Here is a 22,872-nt window from a genome sequence, read left to right as displayed (position 1 = left end):
ATCTTATTCCAAGATAATAGCCAGATAGCGATTTGATGTTATAGGAGGAAGAAGATAATGAAGGAATATTATGTTAATTGAAATTTGCCGTTAGTTTCATTAGAACTAAATCGTTTTTTATGTTTTGACAAACAAATATATATATAATAATTATACATACAAGTTAAAACATAACAAAAATCAGTATGTTCCTCACTTTTTCAGGTGTTTGCGATAACACTTAGTCAAATTTTCATCATGTCTTAATAAATTAAATATGTTAATTTGATTTAGTTCTAATGAAACTATGTTGTTGTTATTATTTAAAATAGAGCCGTTTGATTTTAAACAGAAAGAGATTTCTGTGTGAACATAATAATAACTTTAAACAAAAAGAATAAATGCCTATGCACTAAAAAAGAAAGAACAGAGAGTTCGCTCTCTCTAAAAAGCATGAAAATTAAGAAAACACAAATGTAGAATCACTTAATTCAAAAACGATTTTTCATGAGAAAGTCATTTATTTTATTATTGGCGTTTTTTCTGTGTGTTACAGGATATGCACAGAAACTAACGATTAGTGGTGTCGTCATTGACAAGGATCTAAATGAGCCACTAACAGGAGTGAACGTGTTAGTAAAAGGTACGACAACGGGTACCATTACTGATTTTGATGGAAAATATACCTTGGAGGCTGACGCAAACTCTATTTTGGTATTCTCTTATTTAAGTATGAAAACGATTGAGGAGCCAGTGAATGGCCGTACGAAAATCGATGTTACGATGGTTTCAGACGCAGAGGCTTTGGATGAGGTTGTCGTAACGGCGATGGGTATCAAACGTGAATCAAAGACTTTGACCTATTCCGCACAAACAGTAGGCGGTAAGGATTTGAACGAGATTAAGAATGTAAATATGATCAACTCTTTACAAGGAAAGAGCGCTGGTTTGCAGATTACCCCGAACTCTACGGGTGCGGGTGGTTCTTCCAAGATCTTGTTCCGTGGTAATAAGTCTATTAGCGGTAGTAATCAGCCGTTGATTGTCGTGGATGGTGTTCCAATGATGATGAATGTCTCAGATTCACAGATTGATGGTTCGTATGGTGGTAGTCGTGATGGCGGTGATGCCATGTCTACAATCAACCCGGACGATATCGCTCAGATTACCTTGTTGAAAGGTGCTTCTGCCGCAGCTTTATATGGTGCGGTCGCTGCTAACGGTGCCATTATGGTTACGACTAAATCGGCACAATCTGGTAAAGTCGCTATAAATGTTTCTAGTAATACGACGGTTGAAACTCCGATGGTATTGCCGAAGTTCCAGAATTCTTATGGCGTAAGTAATCAAGGAACGTTTAGCTGGGGCGATAAGCTCGCATCTGCTTCTCCAAACTATGCGAAGGATTATTATAATCTTGGCTATACGACCAACAACTCTATCTCGTTGGCTGGTGGCAATGATAATATCTCATCTTATTTTTCTTATGCGAATGTGTCTTCTAATGGTATCGTTCCGGAGAATACATATATGAGCCATAACTTGTTAGCGAAGGTTGGTTTTAACTTGTGGACAAAACTTCATGTAGACGTGTCTGCCCGTTATAATAATCAGCATATCGAGAACCAGCCGACTGCTGGTTATGTAGGTAATCCTACTTTGGGTGCTTACTTGTTTCCAAGAGGAGAGGACTGGGATTATTATAAGAGTAGCTATGAGGTGTACGATGGTACAAGAAATATAAATGTGCACAATTGGACAAATACCGCTCAAGAGCAGTTCTCCAATCCTTACTGGATGCTGAATCGCCAGAAACCGGTTTCTTATCGTAATCGCTATGAGTTTGGCGGTAGTGTCAAGTATGACATAATGGAAGGTCTTTCTGTTACAGGTCGTCTGCGTTATGAACGAGGTGATGAGACTTGGAACTTGAATGAGTACGCATCTAGTACGGCAGGCCGTAACTTGCTGGGTACGATGAAAGATACACGTGTGAATAGCGAGCAGACTTATGGTGACTTGTTGGCTCAATATAATAAGACTTGGGAGGATACTTATTCTTTGTCTGTAACCGCAGGTGGAAGCTATCAAAAGACAAAAAGTTCTTCTTTAGAATTGATTGGCTGGGGTGATTCTCAGTTTTCTGTTAACGATGCGGGCGTGATTACAAGTGGTGCTTACTATCCTAATATTTTCTCTCCGGCTAACTATTATAAATTACAGACAACAAAGACCTTGGCCGAGAAACGTTTGAATTCTGTGTTTGCTACGGCTCAATTTGGTTATAAGGAAGGTCTGTTTATCGATGTTAGTGCCCGTAACGACTGGTCCTCAACATTGGCGTTTACAGATGGTGTTTCATTCTTCTATCCGTCTGTTGGAGCAAGTGTCTTGTTGGATAGATTTGTTGATTTCGGCAAGAATGTGGATTTATTCAAGTTACGCACTTCTTATTCTATTGTAGGTAATGATGTGCCTATCGGTGTAACCAACGAGCGTTATACATTGGGAGATCAAGGTGCGTTGAATCCGCCGGAAAAATCATCTTTCCGTACGTTGAAACCAGAAAAGACAAATTCATTGGAAGTCGGTTTTGATGGTACATTCTTCCAGAATCGTTTCAACGTAAATTTGACCTATTATAAAACAAATACCAAGAATCAATATTTTGACATCTCCGCTCCATGGGAAACTGGTTTGAAGAGCCGTTATATTAATGCTGGTAACGTACAGAACCAAGGTTTCGAGGTTAGTCTAGGTTGGTATAACCAATTTACGGATAATTTCAGCTGGAGCACGAACTTTAACTTCTCTTACAATAATAACAAGATTATAGAGTTGGCCGACGAGCTTTCCGAGTGGAACCTGACAAGTTATTGTACAGGTGCCAAAGTGCTCTTGAAAGAAGGTGGGCATTTCGGAGACCTTTATGTCCGCGACTTACAACGTGATGATAACGGAAAACCTATTGTCTCTGATACTGGTGCTCCTGTATTGGCTGGATCCGATAATAAAGATCTTGTTTATGCGGGCGATATGAATGCGAAAGTGAACATGGGCTGGACGAATACCTTCCACTATAAAGATTTCACGTTGTCATTCTTAATCGATGCGAAGGTTGGTGGTAAGGTTCTGTCGATGACTGAGGCTACCATGGATGGTTGGGGCGTTTCCGAACGTTCTGGCTTGGCTCGTGATGCAGGCTTTGTAGAGGTTGATGGAGCGCAATTTGATCCGCAATTGTATTATTCAACTACCGGTGGTACAAGCTACAATTCTAATATCTTGACTTCCCAGTACGTATATGACGCAACTAATGTTCGTTTGCGTGAGTTATCATTTGGCTATACCTTCCGCAACTTGTTTGGCGCAGGTAAAAACTTGACCGCTTCTATCATTGGACGTAACTTATTCTTCTTCTATAAGGATGCTCCGATGGATCCGGATGTGGCTGCAGGAACAGGTAATGGCTGGCAGGGTATCGATATGTTTGCGTTGCCGACAACCCGTAGCTTTGGTTTGAACTTAAAACTTAATTTCTAAATCTTACAGGTATTACTTATGAAACTAAATAGAATTCTAAAATATGCGGCTGTATCAGCTTTAGCTTTTAGCACAGGATTAACAACCGTGAGCTGTACAGATGATTTTGAGACATTGAATACCGATCAGTATGAGGTAGACCCGAACACGCTTCCTTTCTCCGCGCAGTTTAAAGAACCGCTGTCTTATGTATACGCTCCGCAACAGAACTTGTTCCAGTACTGCTTTAGTTTGAACGTAGACTTGTTTAGCGGTTATTTCATGACACCACATAATTTCAATGGTTCCGGTAACGTGGATTATGCGTTGAATCGTAGTTTTTGTGGTGGTATGTACGAGAATGTTTATTTACACATTTTCAATAATACACGTCGTTTGATCGCTTCTTGTGACGAGCAAGGATTGACAGACTATGCGGGAATGATGCGTGTTGTTCAGGCTTATGCGGTCCAGATGTTGACGGATGTTTACGGCCCGGTTGCTTATACGTCTTGTATCGAAGATCCGACAAATGGTGCTTCGTTCTCTTATGATACGCAGCAGAGCATTTATAACTCTATTTTCGAATTGTTAGATAAAGCGCTTCAAGATTTCCAAAGCCCGAAATCCACATTGGAGGAGAGACAGTCATTCGACTATTGGTGTAATGGCGATTTGGATATGTGGATTCAAGTAGCCAATCAATTAAAGCTACGTGCCGCCTTGCGTATCGTGAAGGCTGATCCTACTTTAGCTAAACGAAAAGCTGAAGAGGCTGCCAAGGGCGCTATGTTAAAACAGGATGTATTGATCAACAAGAGTTTGAGTAATGAGCAAACTCGTATGTTCGAATGGGGAGATAGTGGTATGAATGCGAACTTGACAACAATCTTGGAAGGATTCCAAGATCCTCGCTTACCTCTGTTTATGACAAAGAACCAAGCGGATGTTGAATGTGAGGATGGGAAGACGATTGCATCCGGTACTCAGTATTTAGGTATTCGTGGCGGTTGCGACCTGCCTGCTAAACCGAATCAGTGGGGCAACTTCTCGAAGATCGTTTGTTCTTATACAACAGCTTTACCGGTAATGATGGCAGCCGAAGGTTATTTCTTGCGTGCGGAAGGTGCGTTGCGTGGTTGGAGTAATATGGGAGGTACGGCGAAGGAACTGTATGAGCAAGGTATCCGTGTTTCTATTAAGAATCAATTGGCTTATAAGGGAAGTTTGGCCGGAGTGATCTCAATTTCAGAAACTGAGATCGATGCTTATATCAGTGGCACGACAACACAAAAGGACTTCGTCGACCCGGTTAATGGTCAAAACAGCATCAAGGCTCAGAATGATATTACGGTTAAGTGGGATGAGAGTGCGACTAATGAGAAGAAATTACAACGTATCATCACACAGAAATGGATTGCGAACTTCCCGTTGTCTTGCGAGGCTTGGGCGGAATTTCGTCGTACAGGTTATCCGAAATTATTTCCGAACCGCGTGAATAAGAGTAATGGGGATATCGATACGAATGAACAGGTTCGCCGTTTATTGTATTCCGATAATGAGGATAATACGAATACCGTAGAATATCAAAAAGGTATAGAGCTATTGAATCAAGAGAATACGGGTTCGATCTCCGGTGATAAAGGTGGCACTCATGTATGGTGGGACAAAGCTGGTATAGGTAATTTCTAATCGGCATTAATTAGATCTTATTGGAAAATAATATGTAATGAAAGGGCTTCTTCGAATTTGCGAAGAGGCCCTTCTGAATTTTGTAGTACCTTAAAAGGTAAATCTAAGATTATATGATGAACAGATGTATTTATTTGTTTTGTTGGCTTTGTTTGGCTTGCTGGTTAAAGCCTGTATCAGCAGAGAGACAAGCCTTGTTGGCGATCCCGGAGCCGGGGGAGAGGACCTTGATCCACTCAGATTGGTATGCCCGGAAAGCGAATGAAGTGAAAACGGAGGGTTACCCGCCCGTGTACCGGGTACGGTATTAACGACACTTTTGGAGAACCATATGTTTCCGGTTTCCGAGTTTGGCTTAAATAATAATTTTATACCCGATATACATGAGGCCGGTAATGATTTCTATGCCGATTGGTTTGCTCGTCAGGTTAATATCAATAATTTACCAAAGGGTCGTAATGTCTGGTTAAATTTCCAGGGAATTAATTATAAGGTGGAAGTCTTTTTTGATGGTAAGCAATACAAATCGTGGTGGATAGCTACAATTCTCCTTTGCCTTGACGTACGATCTCGAAATTATCCGTCGTGCAATCTATAACCGTAGAGGCTTCCAATCCTCCGAAACCGCCGTCGATTACGATATCCACTTGATGCTCGTATTTCTCGTGTATCAATTCCGGATCTGTCGTATATTCGATCACCTCATCTTCATCACGGATGGACATGGTTAGGATTGGATTCCCCAAGGATTGTACCAGTGTACGGATGATGTTATTGTCCGGTACACGGATTCCGACTTCTTTCCGGTTCTTGTAAATCTTTGGAAGCTCGCTGCTGGTGGGTAAGATAAAGGTGAAAGGACCGGGCAGATGTTTCTTCATGAGCTTGAAAGCGGCGTTGCTTACCTTGGCGTATTCACTAAGATTAGACAGGTCGTAGCAGATGATAGACAGGTTGCTTTTCTGTGGATTAACCCCTTTCATCTGGCATATTTTCTCTACCGCACGCACGTTCAGCGCATCGCAACCGATCGCATATACCGTATCGGTAGGATAAACGACAAGGCCGCCGTCCTGCAGGACTTTGACGACCTTGTCTATTTCTTTTTGATTCGGATTTTCCGGATAGATTCTCACTAACATATTAGCCGTAGATAATGTGTCCGTTCTCGTCTGTATATTCCTCTAATCCTTTACTATATTGGTTCATGGCCCGGAGGCTCATACCCATGCTTGAGAAACCACCGTCGTGGTATAGGTTCTGCATCGTTACCTTGCGGGTAAAGTCGGAGAACATCATTACGCAATAATCCGCACACTCGTCGGCGTTGGCGTTACCCAGTGGACTCATCTTGTTAGAAAAGTCCATCAAGTGTTCCATTCCCTTCACGCCGCTACCCGCGGTTGTCATTGTCGGGGATTGGGAGATCGTGTTCACACGTACGCCTTTCTCACGGCCATAGATGTAACCGAAGCTACGGGCGATAGATTCCAACAGGCTCTTAGCGTCCGCCATATCGTTGTATCCGAAGAATGTACGTTGAGCGGCCACATAACTTAATGCCACTACGGAACCATTCTCGGCGATAGCGTCTTGTTTCTTGGCAACCTGTAGCATCTTATGGAAAGAGATAGCGGAGATATCCAACGTCTTTTCCAACATTCCATAGTCTAGATCATCGTACGTACGTTTCTTGCGTACGTTCGGGCTCATACCGATAGAATGTAAAACGAAATCTATTTTACCACCTAATATTTCCACTGACTTTGCGAATACGGTCTCCAGATCCTCTACGCTGGTTGCGTCCGCCGGGATTACCTGCGCATTCAACTTCTCCGCCAAAGCATCTACCTGACCCATACGAACAGCGATAGGCGTATTGCTTAACGTGATAGTCGCACCTTCCTCTACGGCTCTTTCTGCCACTTTCCAGGCGATAGACATATCGTTCAGCGCACCGAAGATAATGCCTCTCTTGCCTTTCAATAAATTATGACTCATACCTCTTGTTTATTAATTACGGCACAAACATACACAAAATGTGCAACATACGCAAATGGCTGAAAAAAACCGTCCCCTCATGTGAAGATGCATGAGGGGACGGGTGCTATATGATGAACGTCTCCATCAGCTTGAAAAACTTCCCGACTACTTCTTCGCCTAGAAAAACACGGTCGCGATGGAAGTGCTAAAACGTCCTCCGGGATATATTAATGTAAACGTAAAAGGTTAAACACTTTTCATTCCCTGTAATATACCCGCTTTACCCGGGGCGAGATAGAGGTCAATACCTCATAAGGGATTGTTCTCAGTTTATCCGAAAGTTCGCTCACCGGTAGTTCGTCGCCGAAAATAATTACGGCATCGCCTTCTTGCGCATGGATGTCGGTGACGTCGATCATGCAAGCGTCCATACAGATGTTGCCGATAATCGGGCAGCGTTGTCCATTGATCAAGACCTCCCCGCCTCCGTTGCTGAAGTGACGATCCAACCCATCGGCGTATCCGATCGGGATGATAGCGATCCGGGAGTCACGTTTCACATAACTCATACGGCTATAGCCGATCGAATCCCCTGCGGGTACGTTTTGTATTTGCAGGATCGTCGTCTTTAAGGTGCTGACGTTCCGTAAACCTTTTTGTCCGGATGCGCTTACCCCGTATAAACCGATACCTAGACGTACCATATCCATTTGATAAGCTGCGAAACGCTCGATTCCCGCGGAGTTCAGGATATGTTTGATTACCTTATACTCTAACCCGTTTTCTAGTTCTCCTGCGGCTTTGGTGAATTTATCCAATTGTTGATGGGTGAAATCATCGAAGACGTATGAATCGCTTCCGGCTAAATGAGAGAAGACCGAACGGGCGATAACGCCGGATTGCGCCCTCAAGCGTTCACAGATCGCCGAGACATCCTCCGGCTGGAACCCTAGGCGATGCATGCCCGTATCGATCTTGATATGGATAGGGTAAGAGGTGATACCTCTGCGCTCGGTCTCCCGGATCATGGCATCCAATAGGCGGAAGCTATAGACTTCCGGTTCCAGGTGGTTCTCGAACAAGACATTGAAACTGCTGAATTCCGGATTCATGACGATAATGGGGATCGAGATGCCTTCTTTGCGCAATTCGGCTCCCTCGTCGGTTACCGCCACGGCCAGATAGTCGCAACGATGCTCTTGAAGGGTCTTCGCCAACTCGTAGGAACCGGCTCCATAACCGAAAGCTTTTACCATACAAACCATCTTGGTCTCCGGCTTTAGCTTGGAACGATACTGATTGAAGTTGTGTACGATCGCGTCCAGATTTACCTCTAGGATCGTCTCATGCACTTTCTTCTCCAACAGCTCGGAGATCTGCTCGAAATGGAAATGGCGGGAACCTTTAATCAAGATCAACTCATCCTTGAATTTCTTGAAGGAAGGAGACTTGATAAATTCCTCGGTGGTCGTGTAAAACTCCTTCTCGATCTCGAAGACGGAAGCGTATTCCTTTAAGTCGCGACCGATACCGATGATACGATCGATCTTCTTGCGGCGAACCAGGTCCGCGACCTTCTTGTATAGAGATTTAGGCAAGGTGCCCGATTGAAGGATGTCGGAGAGAATTAAAGTACTCTTTAATGGTTTACCTACCCGACGACTTTGTTGGAAGTCGAGCGCGATATCCAAAGAATTGATATCCGAGTTATAGGTATCGTTTATCAACAGGCAATTGTTGATACCTTGCTTTACGTCCAATCGCATAGCCACCGGCTCAAGGTGCGAGAATTTCTCCACGTCATTTACGCAGGTGGGTTTCAGGTAAAGCATAACCGCCATACAATGGATCACATTCTCGATAGAAGCGTCATCCGTGAACGGGATGGTAACGACACGGCTGAAACCCAGCAAAGTACAATGAATGATCGTCTCCAGCTCTCTCTTCTCGATAGACTCGATAAACAAAGGAGCCTCGGAATCCGTACGGCTCCACGCGATCGCTTTATGGGAGAGGCAGGCCGATTCGATACAATTGGCGATAAATAAATCATCCCCATCATAAATAATGGCTTCGCAATCATTGAAAAGCGTTAGCTTCTCCATACATTTCTGATTGGAAGAGAGGAAATTCTCTTGATGAGCCTCCCCGATATTCGTGATGATACCGATCGTGGGGGCGATGATGGGCTGCAGGCGTTCCATCTCGTCCGGCTGTGAGATACCGGCCTCGAAGATGCCCAGTGTATTTTTCTCGCTCATCTGCCATACCGAGAGAGGAACCCCCAACTGGGAGTTGTAGCTCCGGGGCGAGCGTACGATATTGAACTCGTTATGCAGCAGTTGGTAGAGGAATTCCTTTACGATCGTCTTTCCATTGCTACCGGTGATGCCGATCACGGGGATGTTGAATTGCTTCCTGTGGTGGGTGGCCAGCTTTTGTAAGGCTCGTAACGTATCTTTTACGACCAGGAAGTTCGCGTCCTTCATGCTCTCGAACTCCGGCAGCATATCGCTTACCACGAAGTTGCGAACACGAAGCTTATAGAGTTCCTGTATATATCTATGTCCGTCGTTCGTCTTGGTTTTCAAGGCGAAGAAGAGGCTTTGTTCCGGGAAGGAGAGACGACGGCTATCTGTCAACAACAAACTGACCGTATCGTCAAGCAATTGGTTTGTTTTAGCACCGATAACTCTTGCTATTTCTTTAATTGCGTATTCCATTCTTTTATTTTAGTTTAGACTTTACTATTTCGATCTCTTTTCTGATATCAAAGGAAGGAATTTTCTCGCTAATTCGTTCCATCTTTAACAAAGTTTGAAGTATAAACCGCTTATAGGCCTCGCTATCCGGCTGAAAGGGCTTATGGTTGATAGCTTTTTGGATATCACCCCATTCTTTAAGGATTGCCGAAGTGCCTGTGGATAAGAAGTTCTCGGTAAAACGCCCCCAAATATAATCAATGGCCAATGGGGAGGGATGGAGCATATCGTCCGCATAGAAACGATAATCCCGGAGCTCGTCCATAAGGATCTCATAGGCGGGGAAGTAGGCGATCCGGCCGGGATAATCTTTCTGTAAGGCGTCCGTGGCGAGCAATAGGGTGGCCTTGCTGAGTTGGTTCTCGTGCGCCCCGTCTTTCCAGTGGCGGATCGGACTTACGGTGAATAAGATTTTCAAGGCGGGGTTTTGTTCCCAAAGGGCTAGTAACAGAGGTTTCCAGTCCTCGACGATCTCTCGCGCCGATAATCGTTGCCGGTCGAACATCTTTTCCGGTAGCTTGTGGCAATTCGACACGATTCGCCCGTCGCTCTTGAGGCGGTACACGAAAGCGGTTCCCAACGTGATTACCAACCGGGTCGCTTTTCGCAGGAAATCGGAAGATTCGGATAAGCGGCTGTTTATCTGCCTTAGGCATTCTTCTTCCGAGGGAGCGGAGAAACGGCTATGATGGGTAAAACTATGGTATACGCCCTCATGCCGGAATAAATCCCCGGAGGTAAAACGCTCCGGGCGTAGCAGCATCCGCAATCCTTCCGCTACGGAAGCCGGGTTATACAGGGTACCGAATGGGTTTATATCCACGCGGAACTTATTCTCTTCCAGCTTCCGCCCGATATTCTCGGCGAAGCAGGAACCCATCATCACGACCTGGTCCTCATACGAGAAAGAGAATTGCGCTTTCGGCAACAGGATTTGGGTATAAAGTTCCATATTTACTTTTTCGCAAAAGTAGATATATGTTTACGGAAATGCAAATAAAAAACTATGATATAAATCTACGGGTTCCCGATGCCGGATCAGACAGGCGGGTAACAAGGGAGCGGCGGGAAAGGTTCAGCCCGGGGCCGCGCCGGGAAATGGGTTCACGCCAAACCGGTTAAAAATTCGTAAGGATTCTTGTCGGTTTTAACGCGGAAATGGGCCATGGAGGGGCCGGTGTAGCTCCAGTGTAGCTCCAGTGTAGGGCCAGTTCCAGCGAGTGGCGTTAAAGTGGCGTCGTATTTTTAACAGATCGGCTCCGGAATGGCCCGAGATGTTAAAAGCATTTTAACGCAATCTTTTCCGGCCCTGTTATAGTGTCGTTCTTCTCTTCCTGCGCCCGGTTTGTTTGATTTGGCACGGCCTCCCGTAGGCCTGAGCCCACGGAAGGCCGCTTCTAAGCTTCGTCTCCCATCGCTGCCATATATTCTTTCCATAAGGAGTCTATGTCGTAATCATCGCCGAGCGCATATTTCACGGCACCGTCGAACGACCAGGGGACAACCTCCAATGTGCTTCGGTTGAACTTCCGCAAGAAATCCGGGCTCTTGGTTTGCGTAAGCCATGCGAGGAAGAAGCCCGTCGTGCGGTAACCATCCATATAATGGCCGCCTTTGGGACGATCTTCCAAGGTGAAACCGCCGTTTAGGTATCTTACGGCATCCGCCACGCCTTCTATCATGGCCCAGAAAGTTTTATTAGTCCCATAGCTACCTATGCCCTGAGGCTCTAATTGGAAACCATGCGTCAGCTCATGGTATAATACGCCGCGGGTCTCGTAATCCACTTTCGCGGTGTCGTTATTGGCAAAACTTTTCTCGATCCATTTCGTGCTGTATACGATACTGATGGAAGGGGGCGCTCCGTCTTTCGCAGATACCCCGTCGTATTCCTTTAATGTATAGTGGATCTCCTCGATGCCCGGGATACTATCTTCCGGAGTGAAATAAAGCGTCTCTACGACCTTGCGAGCATGCTTGGTAATATAGGCTTCCGGGTCCGGGATGACGGAGGCATAGATCGCCGAGCCCTTAGCCTCGGGGGAAAGATTCTTGAAATCGATCTTTCCGATGTGATAATTATCCCAAGGGTTTGAGGTGGCTTCCGCTACCGTGGCCGGCTGTTCCTTTTTGCCGGAGCAAGCGATGCAAGTCCACAACAGGAAAGCGCCGCTGATTAGTTGTTTATACTTCATGAGTCTTGTCTGTTTTTAGATGAGAAATAGGTTAATCTGTCAGTGAATAAGGGCGATCCTCTCCGTTGAACAATCGCTTTTTGTTCGGGCTGGAAGTCATCTCGAAAGTGAGCGTTCCACCGTTCATGATGTCATCCTGCGTGATGTATCCTTTGGTATGGGGTTTCCCGTTTAGCTTTACCGCTTTTACGTAACGGTTCTTGTCGCTGACTTTATCGGCTTTTACCTCGAAGGTCTTGCCATTCTCCAAGCGGACCTTCATATAGGGAAGGTAAGGAGCGCCTAATACGTATTGGTCCGTACCCGGGCAAACCGGATAGAATCCCATGGCGGAAAGGATATACCAAGCGGACATCTGGCCGCAGTCGTCGTTACCGCAAAGTCCGTCGATATTGTTGCGATACATCTTATTCATGATCTCGCGTTGCCAGTATTGGGTTTTCCAAGGCTGGCTGGTCCATGCGTATAAGAATGGGATGTGATGGCTGGGCTCGTTGCCGTGTACATAGCCGCCTAGTAGTCCTTCCTTAGTCACGTCTTCGGTATGGGCGAAGAACTCATCGGGCAGGTGCATGTCGAACAAGGAGTCCAGTTTTTGCGTAAATGAGCGGTCGCCTCCCATCAGCTTGATCATGCCGTTCACGTCTTGCGGTACATAGAAAGAATAATTCAAGGCATTTCCCTCTATAAACCCTTCTCCGTGCGTACTCAGCAGGCTGAAGTCTTCCTTGAACTTTCCATTCGTATGACGAGGGCGGGCATAGCCGATCGAGGTATCGAATACATTTGCGTAGTTGGACGCACGCTTTTTATAAGTATCGGCCACGGACCGGTTTCCCGTTAATAAAGCCGTATTATAGATGGTCCAATCATCATAAGCATACTCTAAAGTCAGGGAACCTGCGCTACCGTTGTGATCTAAAGGAACGTAGCCTAGTTCCATAAACTCTTTGGTTCCCTCATAATAAGGGATCGTGGAGCTGCTGATCATCGCTTTTAACGCGGCTTCCTTATCGATCGGTAATCCTTTGGCGATAGCGTCCGCCAGGACAGAGACGGAATGATAACCGATCATGCACCAGTTCTCGTTTGCCATATGGCTCCAGATCGGCAAGGCATGATGAACGCTTTGCTCGCAATGCCTCAACATGGATTTGGCGATATCCGTGTTCACTTGCCGGTTGATGATATTGAACAGGGGATGTAGGGCGCGATAGGTATCCCAGACGGAAAATACCGTATAGTTCGTGAAGCCGTCCGCTTGATGGATATTATGGTCGAGTCCGCAGTACTGCCCGTCCACGTCCGTATATACGCACGGATTGATCATCGTGTGATACAAGGAAGTGTAAAGCATGGCCAATTGGTCGTCGCTTCCTTTTGCGTCGATGACGGAGAGCGCCTTGTTCCAGGTATCGGAGGCTTTGGCGGCTAATTGGTCGAAGTCCGTGCCGGAAGCTTCGGCACGTAGGTTCTTTAAGGCTCCCTCGGTGCTGACTCCGGAAAGGGCCACTTTCACTTCCAGCTCGTCGGAAGCTTTCGGGTCGAAATCGAAATAGGCCACGATCTTGCGTCCGCCTATGTCCGGGAAATTCTCCCTCATGTTGAACTTGCCATAGCCGCCCCTGTAATTAACTTTCGCTTTCTCCTCGCATCCGTAATGCGTGATCGGTTTGGAGAAAGACATGGCGAAATACGTATAGTTGGTACGTGCCCAACCGTTTGTGATACGATAGCCGGTTACCAGCGTATCGTTCTCTACGCGAATATTGGTCCAGAGAACTTTGCCGTCATAGTTATAGATCCCGTGGATCATATCCAGGATAATGCGCTGGTTCTCACTGTTCGTGGGGTATGTGTATTTGTGGATGCCGACCCGTTGGGTGGTGGTCAGTTGCGCCTTTACGCCATAATCGGCGAGCATCACCTCGTAGTATCCGGGATGGGATATCTCGGTGTCATGCGAGAAACGAGAACGGTAACCGCCATCGGGATTCGTGGCCGTTCCGGGGTTTAGCTTCAATGTTCCGGTGGTAGGCATAATCAAGATATCCCCGAGGTCGGAGTGGCCGGTACCGCTGAAGTGGGTGTGGCTGAAACCTACGATGCTACTGTCTTTATGTTGATAACCTGCGCAATACTCGTAGGAGCGAGGTTGGTATTTACCGTCTACATTGTGTGGTATGGTATCCGTATCCGGACTGAGTTGCACGAGCCCGAAGGGCACGCAAGCGCCCGGGAACGTATGTCCCATTCCGTTCGTCCCGATGATCGGGTTTACAAGATCAACTACACTGGTCTGTGCGATCGCTACTGTTGAGCTGGCTGCCAGAAAGAGGCAACACATCGATTTCTTGAGATTTATCATGTCGTATCAATTAGTTAGAAAAGGATGAAACATAAAAGGCCACCTTTGATAAGATCAAGGATCACCTTTGATCTTATCAAAGGTAACCTTTTATATTTTCAGATCAATAAGTATAGTAGTCCTCTATCATTGTCAAGTGCTAATTTGTTAATAATGGATTTCTACTATACTTAGTTGATATTTAGAATAATGAGTTTGCCTCGTTAGGAGATAAGTTTGCGTTAGCGTCCAATTGCTTTTGTGGTATTGGGAAGAGATTACGTTTCGGCTCGTTGGATGCTTCCTTATCCCACCAAGAGGTGGTTACGAACTTGTTAAAGCGTACTAAGTCCGTACGACGGATACCTTCGAATGCGAACTCACGGCCTTTTTCCACCAAGAATTCATCCAAGGTCAATGTTGCGGTCGTGTATTTCGCTTTTTCCCAATCTTCTGTCTTGAACGATCTTTGGCGGACGCTGTTGATCAAGTCTACTACCTCTTGAGTCGCCTTACCGCCGTTCTTACGCATCAAAGCCTCCGCTTTATTATAAATAACTTCGGAATAACGGAACATTACCCAGTCGTTGTTCATATCTCCGGTAGTACCCGGTTGGGTCTCATACTTGATGGAGCGAGCGCCGCTGTTTTCTTCGCCCTCGGTCATGGACTTGATGTGGTTTACGAAAACCAAATCCTGTCCATTGTACTCTTCAGAACCTTTCAAAGGCTCTGCGGTCGTGTCGTAATAGTAATTGCCGTTTTCATCCACTTTGCGAGGATATTGCTTACCGATCAAGAAGCCCTCCACCTTTCTCAAGTCGTTATCGGCGAATGAGTCGTAAAAGGTAGGTTGTGTCACCAGACCGTTCCAGGGACCTGATTGCAGGTTCCAGCCTGTTTGGTGTGCGTAATGCAACCAACGTTGATACCAACCCATGCCTTTGGCATATACCTCGTCAAATACGATCGACCAAATGATTTCAGTAGATCGTTTGTCGTTATCCGCACGGAAAGTGTCGTTCCACTTCTTGTCTAAAGCGAAACCGCCTTTCGCTAACTCGTCGCAAGCGGCGATACAGTCATCCCAGCGAGCTTGCCCGGTATAGACTTCCGCATTCAAGTAAAGACGAGCCAATAACGCATAGGCACCCCATTTGGATACGCGTCCGTAGGTCTCTGTTTTGCTTTCGGATAAGGAGGGGATACTTTCCTTCAGTTCTTTCTCAATCCAGGCGAAGATCTCTTCGCGGGATTTGGAGGAAGGATTGATCTCGCCGATTTTCTCACAAATAGGAGCTGTGCCAAACATATCTATCACGTACCAATAGCAATAAGCGCGATATATACGCATCTCTGCTTGCGCCTGCGCTTTAGACATGGGAACTTGAAGTGCCTCGAAATCAAGTCTCTCAATGTCTGTTAGGAAATTGTTGGCTAGCCCGATACCCATAAAAAGTAATCTCCAGGCTTCCACCACTTGACCATCTGTAGGGATCCATTGGTGGCGGTGTAGGCGAATCCAGTCGCCGTTGTCATAGCCATGGCGACCTTTTTGAGGCCAAGCGGCGGCGTCGGCGGATAATTCGTTACAAGACCATGGAGATTTGGCTACTGTCATAGTTCCACAAAAGTGCCCCCATGGACGCATCATAGCCGCCATTACTTCACCTGAGTTATTGTAATAATTCTCAGCGATTACCGAGCTATGTATTTCCTCTGTCAGATCCGTACAGGATGTAAATGCGGTAGCTCCTAGCAATAATGAAATTGCGCATATGTTTTTTAAAGCTTTCATTGTATTGTCTTAAATCTATCGTTATTTAAATTTAGAATCCAAAATTAACACCGAAAGTGAAGGTGCGGGTAACGGGGTAAGATCCGCGTTTCTCTATACCAGCCTCCAAGCCTGTAACGTTTACATCGGGAGTCAAGCCGGAGTATCCGGTGATTGTGGCTAGATTCGTTACGTTTCCATAGATACGTAAGTTGCGTACATACTTATTGTTTTTGAAGTTGAAAGTGTATCCTAACGTTACGTTATCGATCTTCAAGAAATTTCCTTTCTCCAGATAGTAAGACGAGAACAACGGTTGCTCCGTCACTTTGTTCTTCAAGGCATCCTTGTACACGTTCGTACCGGATTGGTCGATATTCACGGTCGTGCCAAAATAGATCGCTCCCTCGTTCAATACGTCGTAGTCGAACATGCCGCGTAAGAAGAAACCGAAGTCAAAGTTCTTGTATGTAAAGGTATTTTGCAGACCAGCCTTGAACTTAGGCAAACCATTACCGATAAAGGTACGGTCGGCATCGGACAAACCTTCTTTACCATCGATATCACGTAAGTTCCAAGTACCGTCCGGGTTGATACCATCACAAATGTAACCGAAGAAAGAGGCTACCGGTTGTCCTTCCTGCAATCGGTAGGCTTTACCTGGGTTACCCGGTGAGGGCAGGTCGTATTGATCCTCATAAGAAGATTTATATACATCGTTGGACAAGGAAGTCAATTTGTTATTCTCGTATGAGAATGTGAAGTTGGCAGTATAAGAGAAGTCTTTCGTCTTTACTACCTCTGCGTTCAACGCTAATTCCACACCTTGGTTACGCATTGTACCTACATTGGTGGTGATCGTGTTATAGATCAAGGAAGGCTGCTGGGCATTGTAGCTGCTGATTAGGTCGCGAGTTGTACGGCGATACCAATCAATCGTTCCGTTTAAGCGCCCGCCTAGTAAGCCAAAGTCGAAACCAATGTTCAAGGACTCATTCTTCTCCCACTTCAAATCCGGGTTCGGGTTGATGTTGGGACCGTAAGTGGCAGCCAACCATGACCCTGTGTAAGCGTTCCATGCGCCGGCTCCTGTTCCGTAAGTGGCAAGCGACATATATGGATCGGTAGGTAAGCTGCCCGTGATACCGAAACCGGCACGTAGCTTCAATATATCAAATACCTCTTGGCTCTCCATGAATTCCTCGCGAGAGATCATCCAGCCTGCGCTGACAGAGGGGAACCAAGCCCATTTGTTGTTCGCTCCGAATTTCGTGGAACCTTCACGGCGAATAGAAGCGCTGGCCATATATTTGCCATCGTAATTATAGTTGGCACGGGCGAAGAAAGCGATTAGCTTACTGGTCTCTTTTTCGCTCTTCATCTCGGCCTTACCGTCTTGGAGATAACCTCCGGATCCAATGTTGTTAGTTTCGAACACGTCTGTCAAGAAGTCTTTGTTACGCATCTCCATCATCTCATAGTTGAAATCTTGATAGCTATAACCTAATAAACCGGTAATATTATGTACGCCATTGATGGAAGTCACGTAGTTGGCCGTCCACTCCATGGTTTTGTTTGTGTCCTTTTTGTATTGCTTGTAGGCGTTTCCGTTCGTTCCGTCTTTTATTTGGCTGTATTCGATACGTTGACTGTACTCGTTGGTTTGTTCGTCATTTTTTTCCATGGCGAAGAAGCCTGCTACATTCAATCCCGGAATGATCTCGTATTGTGCCTTGAAGCTACTCAATAAGTTCTTGTATTCTTTGTGTTTGGTTCGCTGGTAGGTACGAGCTACCGGGTTGTAATCCTCATAGCCGCTATAGGTTTCCCAAAAAGAACCATCTTCCTTATATACAGGCATGGTTGGGTTGATACGGGTTGCTTGGTAGAAAGCACCGTGATCTGGCATGAAATCTGCGTCTATATAAGAGTTGGCTAGATTGAATGATAATTGCAACTTGTTGTCGAATGCCTTATGGTTGACAGCCAAAGAACCATTGATCGTTTCTCTGTCTGTCATTTGGGCGATGCCTTGGTTTTTCTTGTAGTTCAAAGAGGCACGGTAGTTCATTTTGTCGTTTCCACCCGTTGCTGTCAAATTGTGCACATGTGTGAAATTGTTTTTGTTTAGCAACATGTCGTAGTGGTCGTCTCTTCCGCCGAAGTCTTTCAGGTTGCTATTGTTCGTCTCTTTACCATAAGCGACGAACTCGTCTCCATTTAAGATATCCGGACGTTTATACACGGCTTCGTGCATGATATAGCCAGAATAATCCACTTGGGTTGTACCAACGAGTGGACGTTTGGTTGTTACGATAATCACACCATTATTACCTCGAGTACCGTAGATAGCGGCTGCGGAACCGTCTTTCAATACGTCGATCGCCTCGATATCCTCGGGTGCGATAGCGTTCAAAGAAGTCATGTTACCCGGCATGCCGTCAATAATAACGAGAGGCTCATTGCTGCCTTTCAGAGATGAGGCACCACGCATCTGTACTTTTACCTCGCCATTCGGGTCGGTGCTACTACGTGATACGGTCAGACCTGCCACACGTCCTTCCACCAATTGCATCGGGTTTACTACCGGTGCCTTGTTAAAGTCGGATGCTTTCACGCTGGTAACGGATGAGGTGATCTCACCTTTCTTTTGGGAACCGTAACCTACGATTACTACCTCGTCTAGTGTCTCAGAGTCTTCAGCTAAGACTATGTTCAATGTTTTTTGCCCGGTATAACGAACTTCTTGGGATTTGAATCCGATGAAAGAAAATACCAATGTGCTGTTATCCGGCACATCCAAGGTGAAATTTCCGTCGAAGTCCGAAGCTGTTCCGTTCGTGGTTCCTTTCACAACAATACTAACACCAATCAGAGGTTCACCCTTTTGGTCTTTTACTACACCTTTAATGGTTGAACTTTGCTGTGCGATCTGATGAATCTCCATGTTTCCCATTTCAGGAACAGTAGAATAATCTCCGGCCGCATAAGAAGACTGAAACATTAAAGATAAACAAAGTAACAAAGAGGTTCGTCCACCTAATAAAGTCAGGCATTTCCTCGTCTTACCTTCACTCTTTTTTTCCATAAACATTAAATTAAAAGTTAATAATGTGCTTCCCGAAGGAAGAATACACACAAGCGGTTTGCTTTGTTATTCGACAGCAATATTAATAGGTCTTAACGAATTGAAGAGTGCTTAGAAATGCCAAAGAAGTGTCATGAAATACGTATGGCAGATTATGACACTATTTTGGTAGATTATGACACTATTTAGGAATCAATGATTTATGCCTCTTTTGTGCGGTATTCTTTAGGAGTCATGTTATATTTACGGGCAAACTCCCTATAGAAGTATGATTTGTTAGAAATTCCTACATTATAAATAATTTCCTGAACGCTCATGTTAGTATTTACGAGTAATTGCGCCGCATAGTTTAACCTATAATCCTTTATAAAATCACTCGGCGTCATGGTAGATATTTTCTTGAAACGGCGATATAAGATGCGGGTGTTTATATTCAATGCGTCCGCTACCAGCTCGGGACCGAGTCCTTCCTTGCTTACATTTTCTTTGATGATAGCGGTTACGGTGTCAAGGAATTCCTTGTCTTCTTGATGTAATAATTGCCCTTCCGTATATTGATAGGCGCTTTCCGGAGAATAGAAATACTCTTTTAATTCTCTTTGATTTGTCATCAATCGGTTCACGACGGATAGGAGAACTGTTGGCGAGAAAGGCTTGGTTAGATAGGCATCCGCTCCTATATTAAGTCCTGCCGCTTGCTCTTGGTCTGATATTTTGGCAGATACGATAATAAGCGGGATATGACGGGTATATCTATTTTCCTTGATAAGAGAGATCAATTCCAATCCATCGATATTAGGCATCATGATATCGGTGATGATAAGGGAGGGAGTGTATTGCTTGAGGAATTCCAAAGCCTCCTCCGCATTATAAGCTTCCTGAACCTGATATTCGGAAGAGAGGGTTTCCGTGATTAGCCAGACGATATCTTTATGGTCGTCGATAACGAGGATCATCGGTTTATTTTCTGTCTGTTCTTGTACCGTCTGTGGGATTTGCGGCTCTTGTATATCCGTGTTTGGGGAAGGAAGCGATACGGGAATCTCTTCGTCTATCGTGTCGTCTGAGCTCTCTTCTACGATTCCAAAAGGCAAGGTAACTGTAAATTCAGCATATTGGCCGACCTTGCTCTCTAGGTCTATTTTACCATCTAAGGATTGTACAAGGCTGTGACAGATGAATAGGCCGAGGCCGTTTTGTGCCGTATTTTGCCTGTTATCATCGTTATCCATCGTGCCAAGGATACGATATCGGTCGAAAATATTTTGCTTGTCTGCTTCCTTGATCCCTTTGCCGGTATTGTAAACTTTAAGGATGAGGAAGTCTTCCTCCTCATGTAAGGAGATACGAACCGTACCCCCGTCTTCCGTATATTTAAAGGCGTTGGAAATTAGATTCGCTAGGATCTTCTTGAAATAGACGGGATCCGTATTCCAATAAAGCTCTTTGGGAGCATTGATCTTGAATTGGATTTGGTGTTGCTCGGATAGTGGGTAAAACCATTCGAATTGGGTTCGCAAAAGAGAAGATACGGATACTCTCCGGATATGCGTATGACTGAATCCTGCGTCTTCCGCTTTCCGGAAATCAAGGATTTCTTGGATAAGCCCGTTCAGTTCCTCTACATTTTCCCGGAGGACTGAAGTGTATTTGTCTAATGTCTTGTCTTTTGAAGTGGCGGCATAGGCTTGGATATAATTCTCCACGCCATTAATCAAGGTAAGCGGGGTACATAACTCATGCGTGATATGGGTAAAGAAATTCAGCTTAGACTCGTATAGCTTCTCTTTTTGCTCCTCCTTGATCTTGTCTGCTATTTGCTTCTGTTTCTTTAGTATTTGCTGATGGATGCGATAGATGGCGATGATGATTAAAACCGTACCGATAAAAAGATACGTGAAAATAGCTAATGAACTTAGATAAATAGGAGGTAATACCTTGATAGGTAGGGTGTATTCTTTTGCCGACGAATCAATGACATCGTTGCGATAACGGACTTTCAGCAAGTATTCCCCGTACGGGAGGTTCATGAAAGTAACCTTGTTTGTCTTTTGCAATTTTTCCCAAGAAGAATTATAGTTGAGTAACTGATACGAATACTCGTAATTCTCCCCGTTGATGTAATCAGGAGCGACGAACGCAATCGTTAACGATTGCACATCAGCCGGAACCGTTACACCGTTCCGGCTGATGTCCTTGTATAATGGAAAGATTCGTTTATCCATTTGCAACTCGAAGAAACTTAATTCGGGTTGATAGGTATACTCCGGCTCCGCTTGTTTATTTACCCAGACCAATCCGTTGATACCTCCAAAGAATAAACGTTCGGAGTATGGGCATTTCCAATAAGCGTCATCAGAGAATTCCGTGACACTAAAATAAGGTTGATGATAATTATGGAAAAAATTATTCCGGGGATTATATTTGGTGAGGCCTTTGTTGGTGCTTAACCAGATACAGCTATCATTCCCCTCATGGATGCCATGGATCATGTCGTTTGCGATCCCGTTGCTTTTATCGAATTGGCGTAAATGTATCTTTCCTCTTTTAAATTTAATCCGGGTAAGTCCAGAACTGGCGCCTGCATAGAAAGTAGAATCCTCGGTCTGGCATACAGATAACACGTCTCCAATGGCCGGATTCCTTAAATTGTTGGTTTGCAGGAACTCATATTTCTGGTTGAATATGTTAAAACTAATAACCCCGTAACCGCCACGACTCCCGAGAAATAAGGTCGAGTCGTTGTCATATATCATGGATTGGATCTCTTTGCAGGTATTCTCCCTGTTTTTTAGCGGGAAGCTCTGTATCTTACTGATTGTAGGCGTGACTTTATCTATACGTAAAGTAACTTTCAGTAATCCGTTGCCGGTTGTCGCCAACCATAATGTCGAGTCGTTTACCTCACAGATAGAATGGATATAACGGATAGGGGGAGTGTCCTCTTGCTGCGGAATCGTCTTCATTCGATTTTCTTTATAAGAATAATAACAGAGCCCCGGGCCTTCCGTGCCGATCCAGATACAAGGATGGAATTCACTTTTTTGGAAGCTATATACCCGGTTGCTGGATAATCCGTCGGCGGTGGTGAAATGCGTGATAGCACTTTGTGGAATTGCCTTTTTGTTAAGGTAAGTGTCATAAGCTTGTATCCGGACAATTCCGTCTCCTTTTGTTCCGAACCAAAGGGATTGATCATTGTCTGTATATAAAGAACGTATGGGATTCTGTATATTAATCGGTAAATCCTTGAGTAAGATAGAGCCGAAAAGATCGGGTTTATCGTAAAACATCCGTATGCCTTGTCCATCGGTCCCTACCCAAAGAATCTCCTGTCTTTTATCGTTCATCAGACAAAAGATACCGATGCCTGTATCTATCACGCTTTTCGGTCGGCTTAGGTCTAAAATACTTCCGTTACGGAAAACGATATATACATTGGATTGGAAGGTACAGATCTTGATGATGTTTCCATTGTATATTATTTAATCGTTATATTTTTGCATAAAGTTTCAACATCAGAGTGT

The 22,872-nt window shown here is 44.9% G+C and carries 13 protein-coding genes; 4 read left to right on the top strand and 9 right to left on the bottom strand.

Features of this window, described 5'->3' with window-relative positions; genetic code table 11:
• Nucleotides 1-486: 486 nt before the first annotated feature.
• The 4 genes from E5342_RS09220 to E5342_RS20325 all read left to right on the top strand — a co-directional run bounded on the left by E5342_RS09220 (nt 487) and on the right by E5342_RS20325 (nt 5,791).
• Nucleotides 487-3,522 carry a SusC/RagA family TonB-linked outer membrane protein gene (locus E5342_RS09220; RefSeq protein ID WP_135959254.1) on the top strand — a complete coding sequence of 1,012 codons (3,036 nt, stop codon included), beginning with the start codon at nt 487-489 and terminating at the stop codon, nt 3,520-3,522.
• An 18-nt stretch (nt 3,523-3,540) separates the two neighbouring features.
• Nucleotides 3,541-5,193: a SusD/RagB family nutrient-binding outer membrane lipoprotein gene (locus E5342_RS09215; protein ID WP_121735114.1), complete on the top strand. Its 1,653-nt coding sequence runs from the start codon at nt 3,541-3,543 to the stop codon at nt 5,191-5,193.
• Nucleotides 5,194-5,306: 113 nt separating this feature from the next.
• Nucleotides 5,307-5,504, top strand: coding sequence for a hypothetical protein (locus tag E5342_RS19645; protein ID WP_236651501.1), 198 nt, complete (start codon nt 5,307-5,309; stop codon nt 5,502-5,504).
• 20 nt (nt 5,505-5,524) lie between these two features.
• The gene (locus tag E5342_RS20325) at nt 5,525-5,791 is read left to right on the top strand and encodes a hypothetical protein (protein ID WP_409072529.1); all 267 of its coding nucleotides are present in this window, start codon (nt 5,525-5,527) and stop codon (nt 5,789-5,791) included.
• Here E5342_RS20325 and E5342_RS09205 read toward each other — a convergent pair.
• The 9 genes from E5342_RS09205 to E5342_RS09165 form a co-directional block, all read right to left on the bottom strand.
• A complete protein-coding gene (locus E5342_RS09205) occupies nt 5,733-6,335 on the bottom strand; it encodes an L-threonylcarbamoyladenylate synthase (RefSeq protein ID WP_121735115.1) in 603 nt (200 codons plus the stop codon). The two genes, E5342_RS20325 and E5342_RS09205, sit on opposite strands and share 59 nt — an antisense overlap.
• A gap of 1 nt (nt 6,336) precedes the next feature.
• Nucleotides 6,337-7,194, bottom strand: coding sequence for an enoyl-ACP reductase FabI (locus E5342_RS09200; RefSeq protein WP_005859732.1), 858 nt, complete (start codon nt 7,192-7,194; stop codon nt 6,337-6,339).
• A gap of 239 nt (nt 7,195-7,433) precedes the next feature.
• Nucleotides 7,434-9,899: a bifunctional UDP-N-acetylmuramoyl-tripeptide:D-alanyl-D-alanine ligase/alanine racemase gene (locus E5342_RS09195; protein WP_135959253.1), complete on the bottom strand. Its 2,466-nt coding sequence runs from the start codon at nt 9,897-9,899 to the stop codon at nt 7,434-7,436.
• A 4-nt stretch (nt 9,900-9,903) separates the two neighbouring features.
• On the bottom strand, nt 9,904-10,890 hold the full coding sequence (locus E5342_RS09190; protein ID WP_135959252.1) for a GSCFA domain-containing protein: 987 nt from the start codon (nt 10,888-10,890) through the stop codon (nt 9,904-9,906).
• Between the two features lie 445 nt (nt 10,891-11,335).
• Nucleotides 11,336-12,133, bottom strand: a complete 798-nt coding sequence (locus E5342_RS09185) for a basic secretory protein-like protein (protein ID WP_135959251.1) — start codon at nt 12,131-12,133, stop codon at nt 11,336-11,338.
• Nucleotides 12,134-12,164: 31 nt separating this feature from the next.
• Entirely contained in the window at nt 12,165-14,501 is a 2,337-nt protein-coding gene (locus E5342_RS09180; protein ID WP_121735119.1) for a GH92 family glycosyl hydrolase, read from the bottom strand.
• A 181-nt stretch (nt 14,502-14,682) separates the two neighbouring features.
• A complete protein-coding gene (locus E5342_RS09175) occupies nt 14,683-16,278 on the bottom strand; it encodes a RagB/SusD family nutrient uptake outer membrane protein (protein ID WP_121735120.1) in 1,596 nt (531 codons plus the stop codon).
• Nucleotides 16,279-16,309: 31 nt separating this feature from the next.
• Entirely contained in the window at nt 16,310-19,345 is a 3,036-nt protein-coding gene (locus E5342_RS09170) for a SusC/RagA family TonB-linked outer membrane protein (RefSeq protein ID WP_121735178.1), read from the bottom strand.
• 200 nt (nt 19,346-19,545) lie between these two features.
• Nucleotides 19,546-22,695 (bottom strand): hybrid sensor histidine kinase/response regulator transcription factor, encoded by a 3,150-nt coding sequence (locus E5342_RS09165; RefSeq protein WP_246867084.1) that lies wholly within the window; start codon nt 22,693-22,695, stop codon nt 19,546-19,548.
• Nucleotides 22,696-22,872: the final 177 nt, after the last annotated feature.

Origin of the sequence: Parabacteroides distasonis, from assembly GCF_004793765.1 — a bacterium.
In the GTDB taxonomy this organism is placed as follows: Bacteria; Bacteroidota; Bacteroidia; order Bacteroidales; family Tannerellaceae; genus Parabacteroides; species Parabacteroides distasonis_A.
Note: the sequence above shows the minus strand (reverse complement) of the source record. Positions and strands in the feature narration are given on the sequence as shown.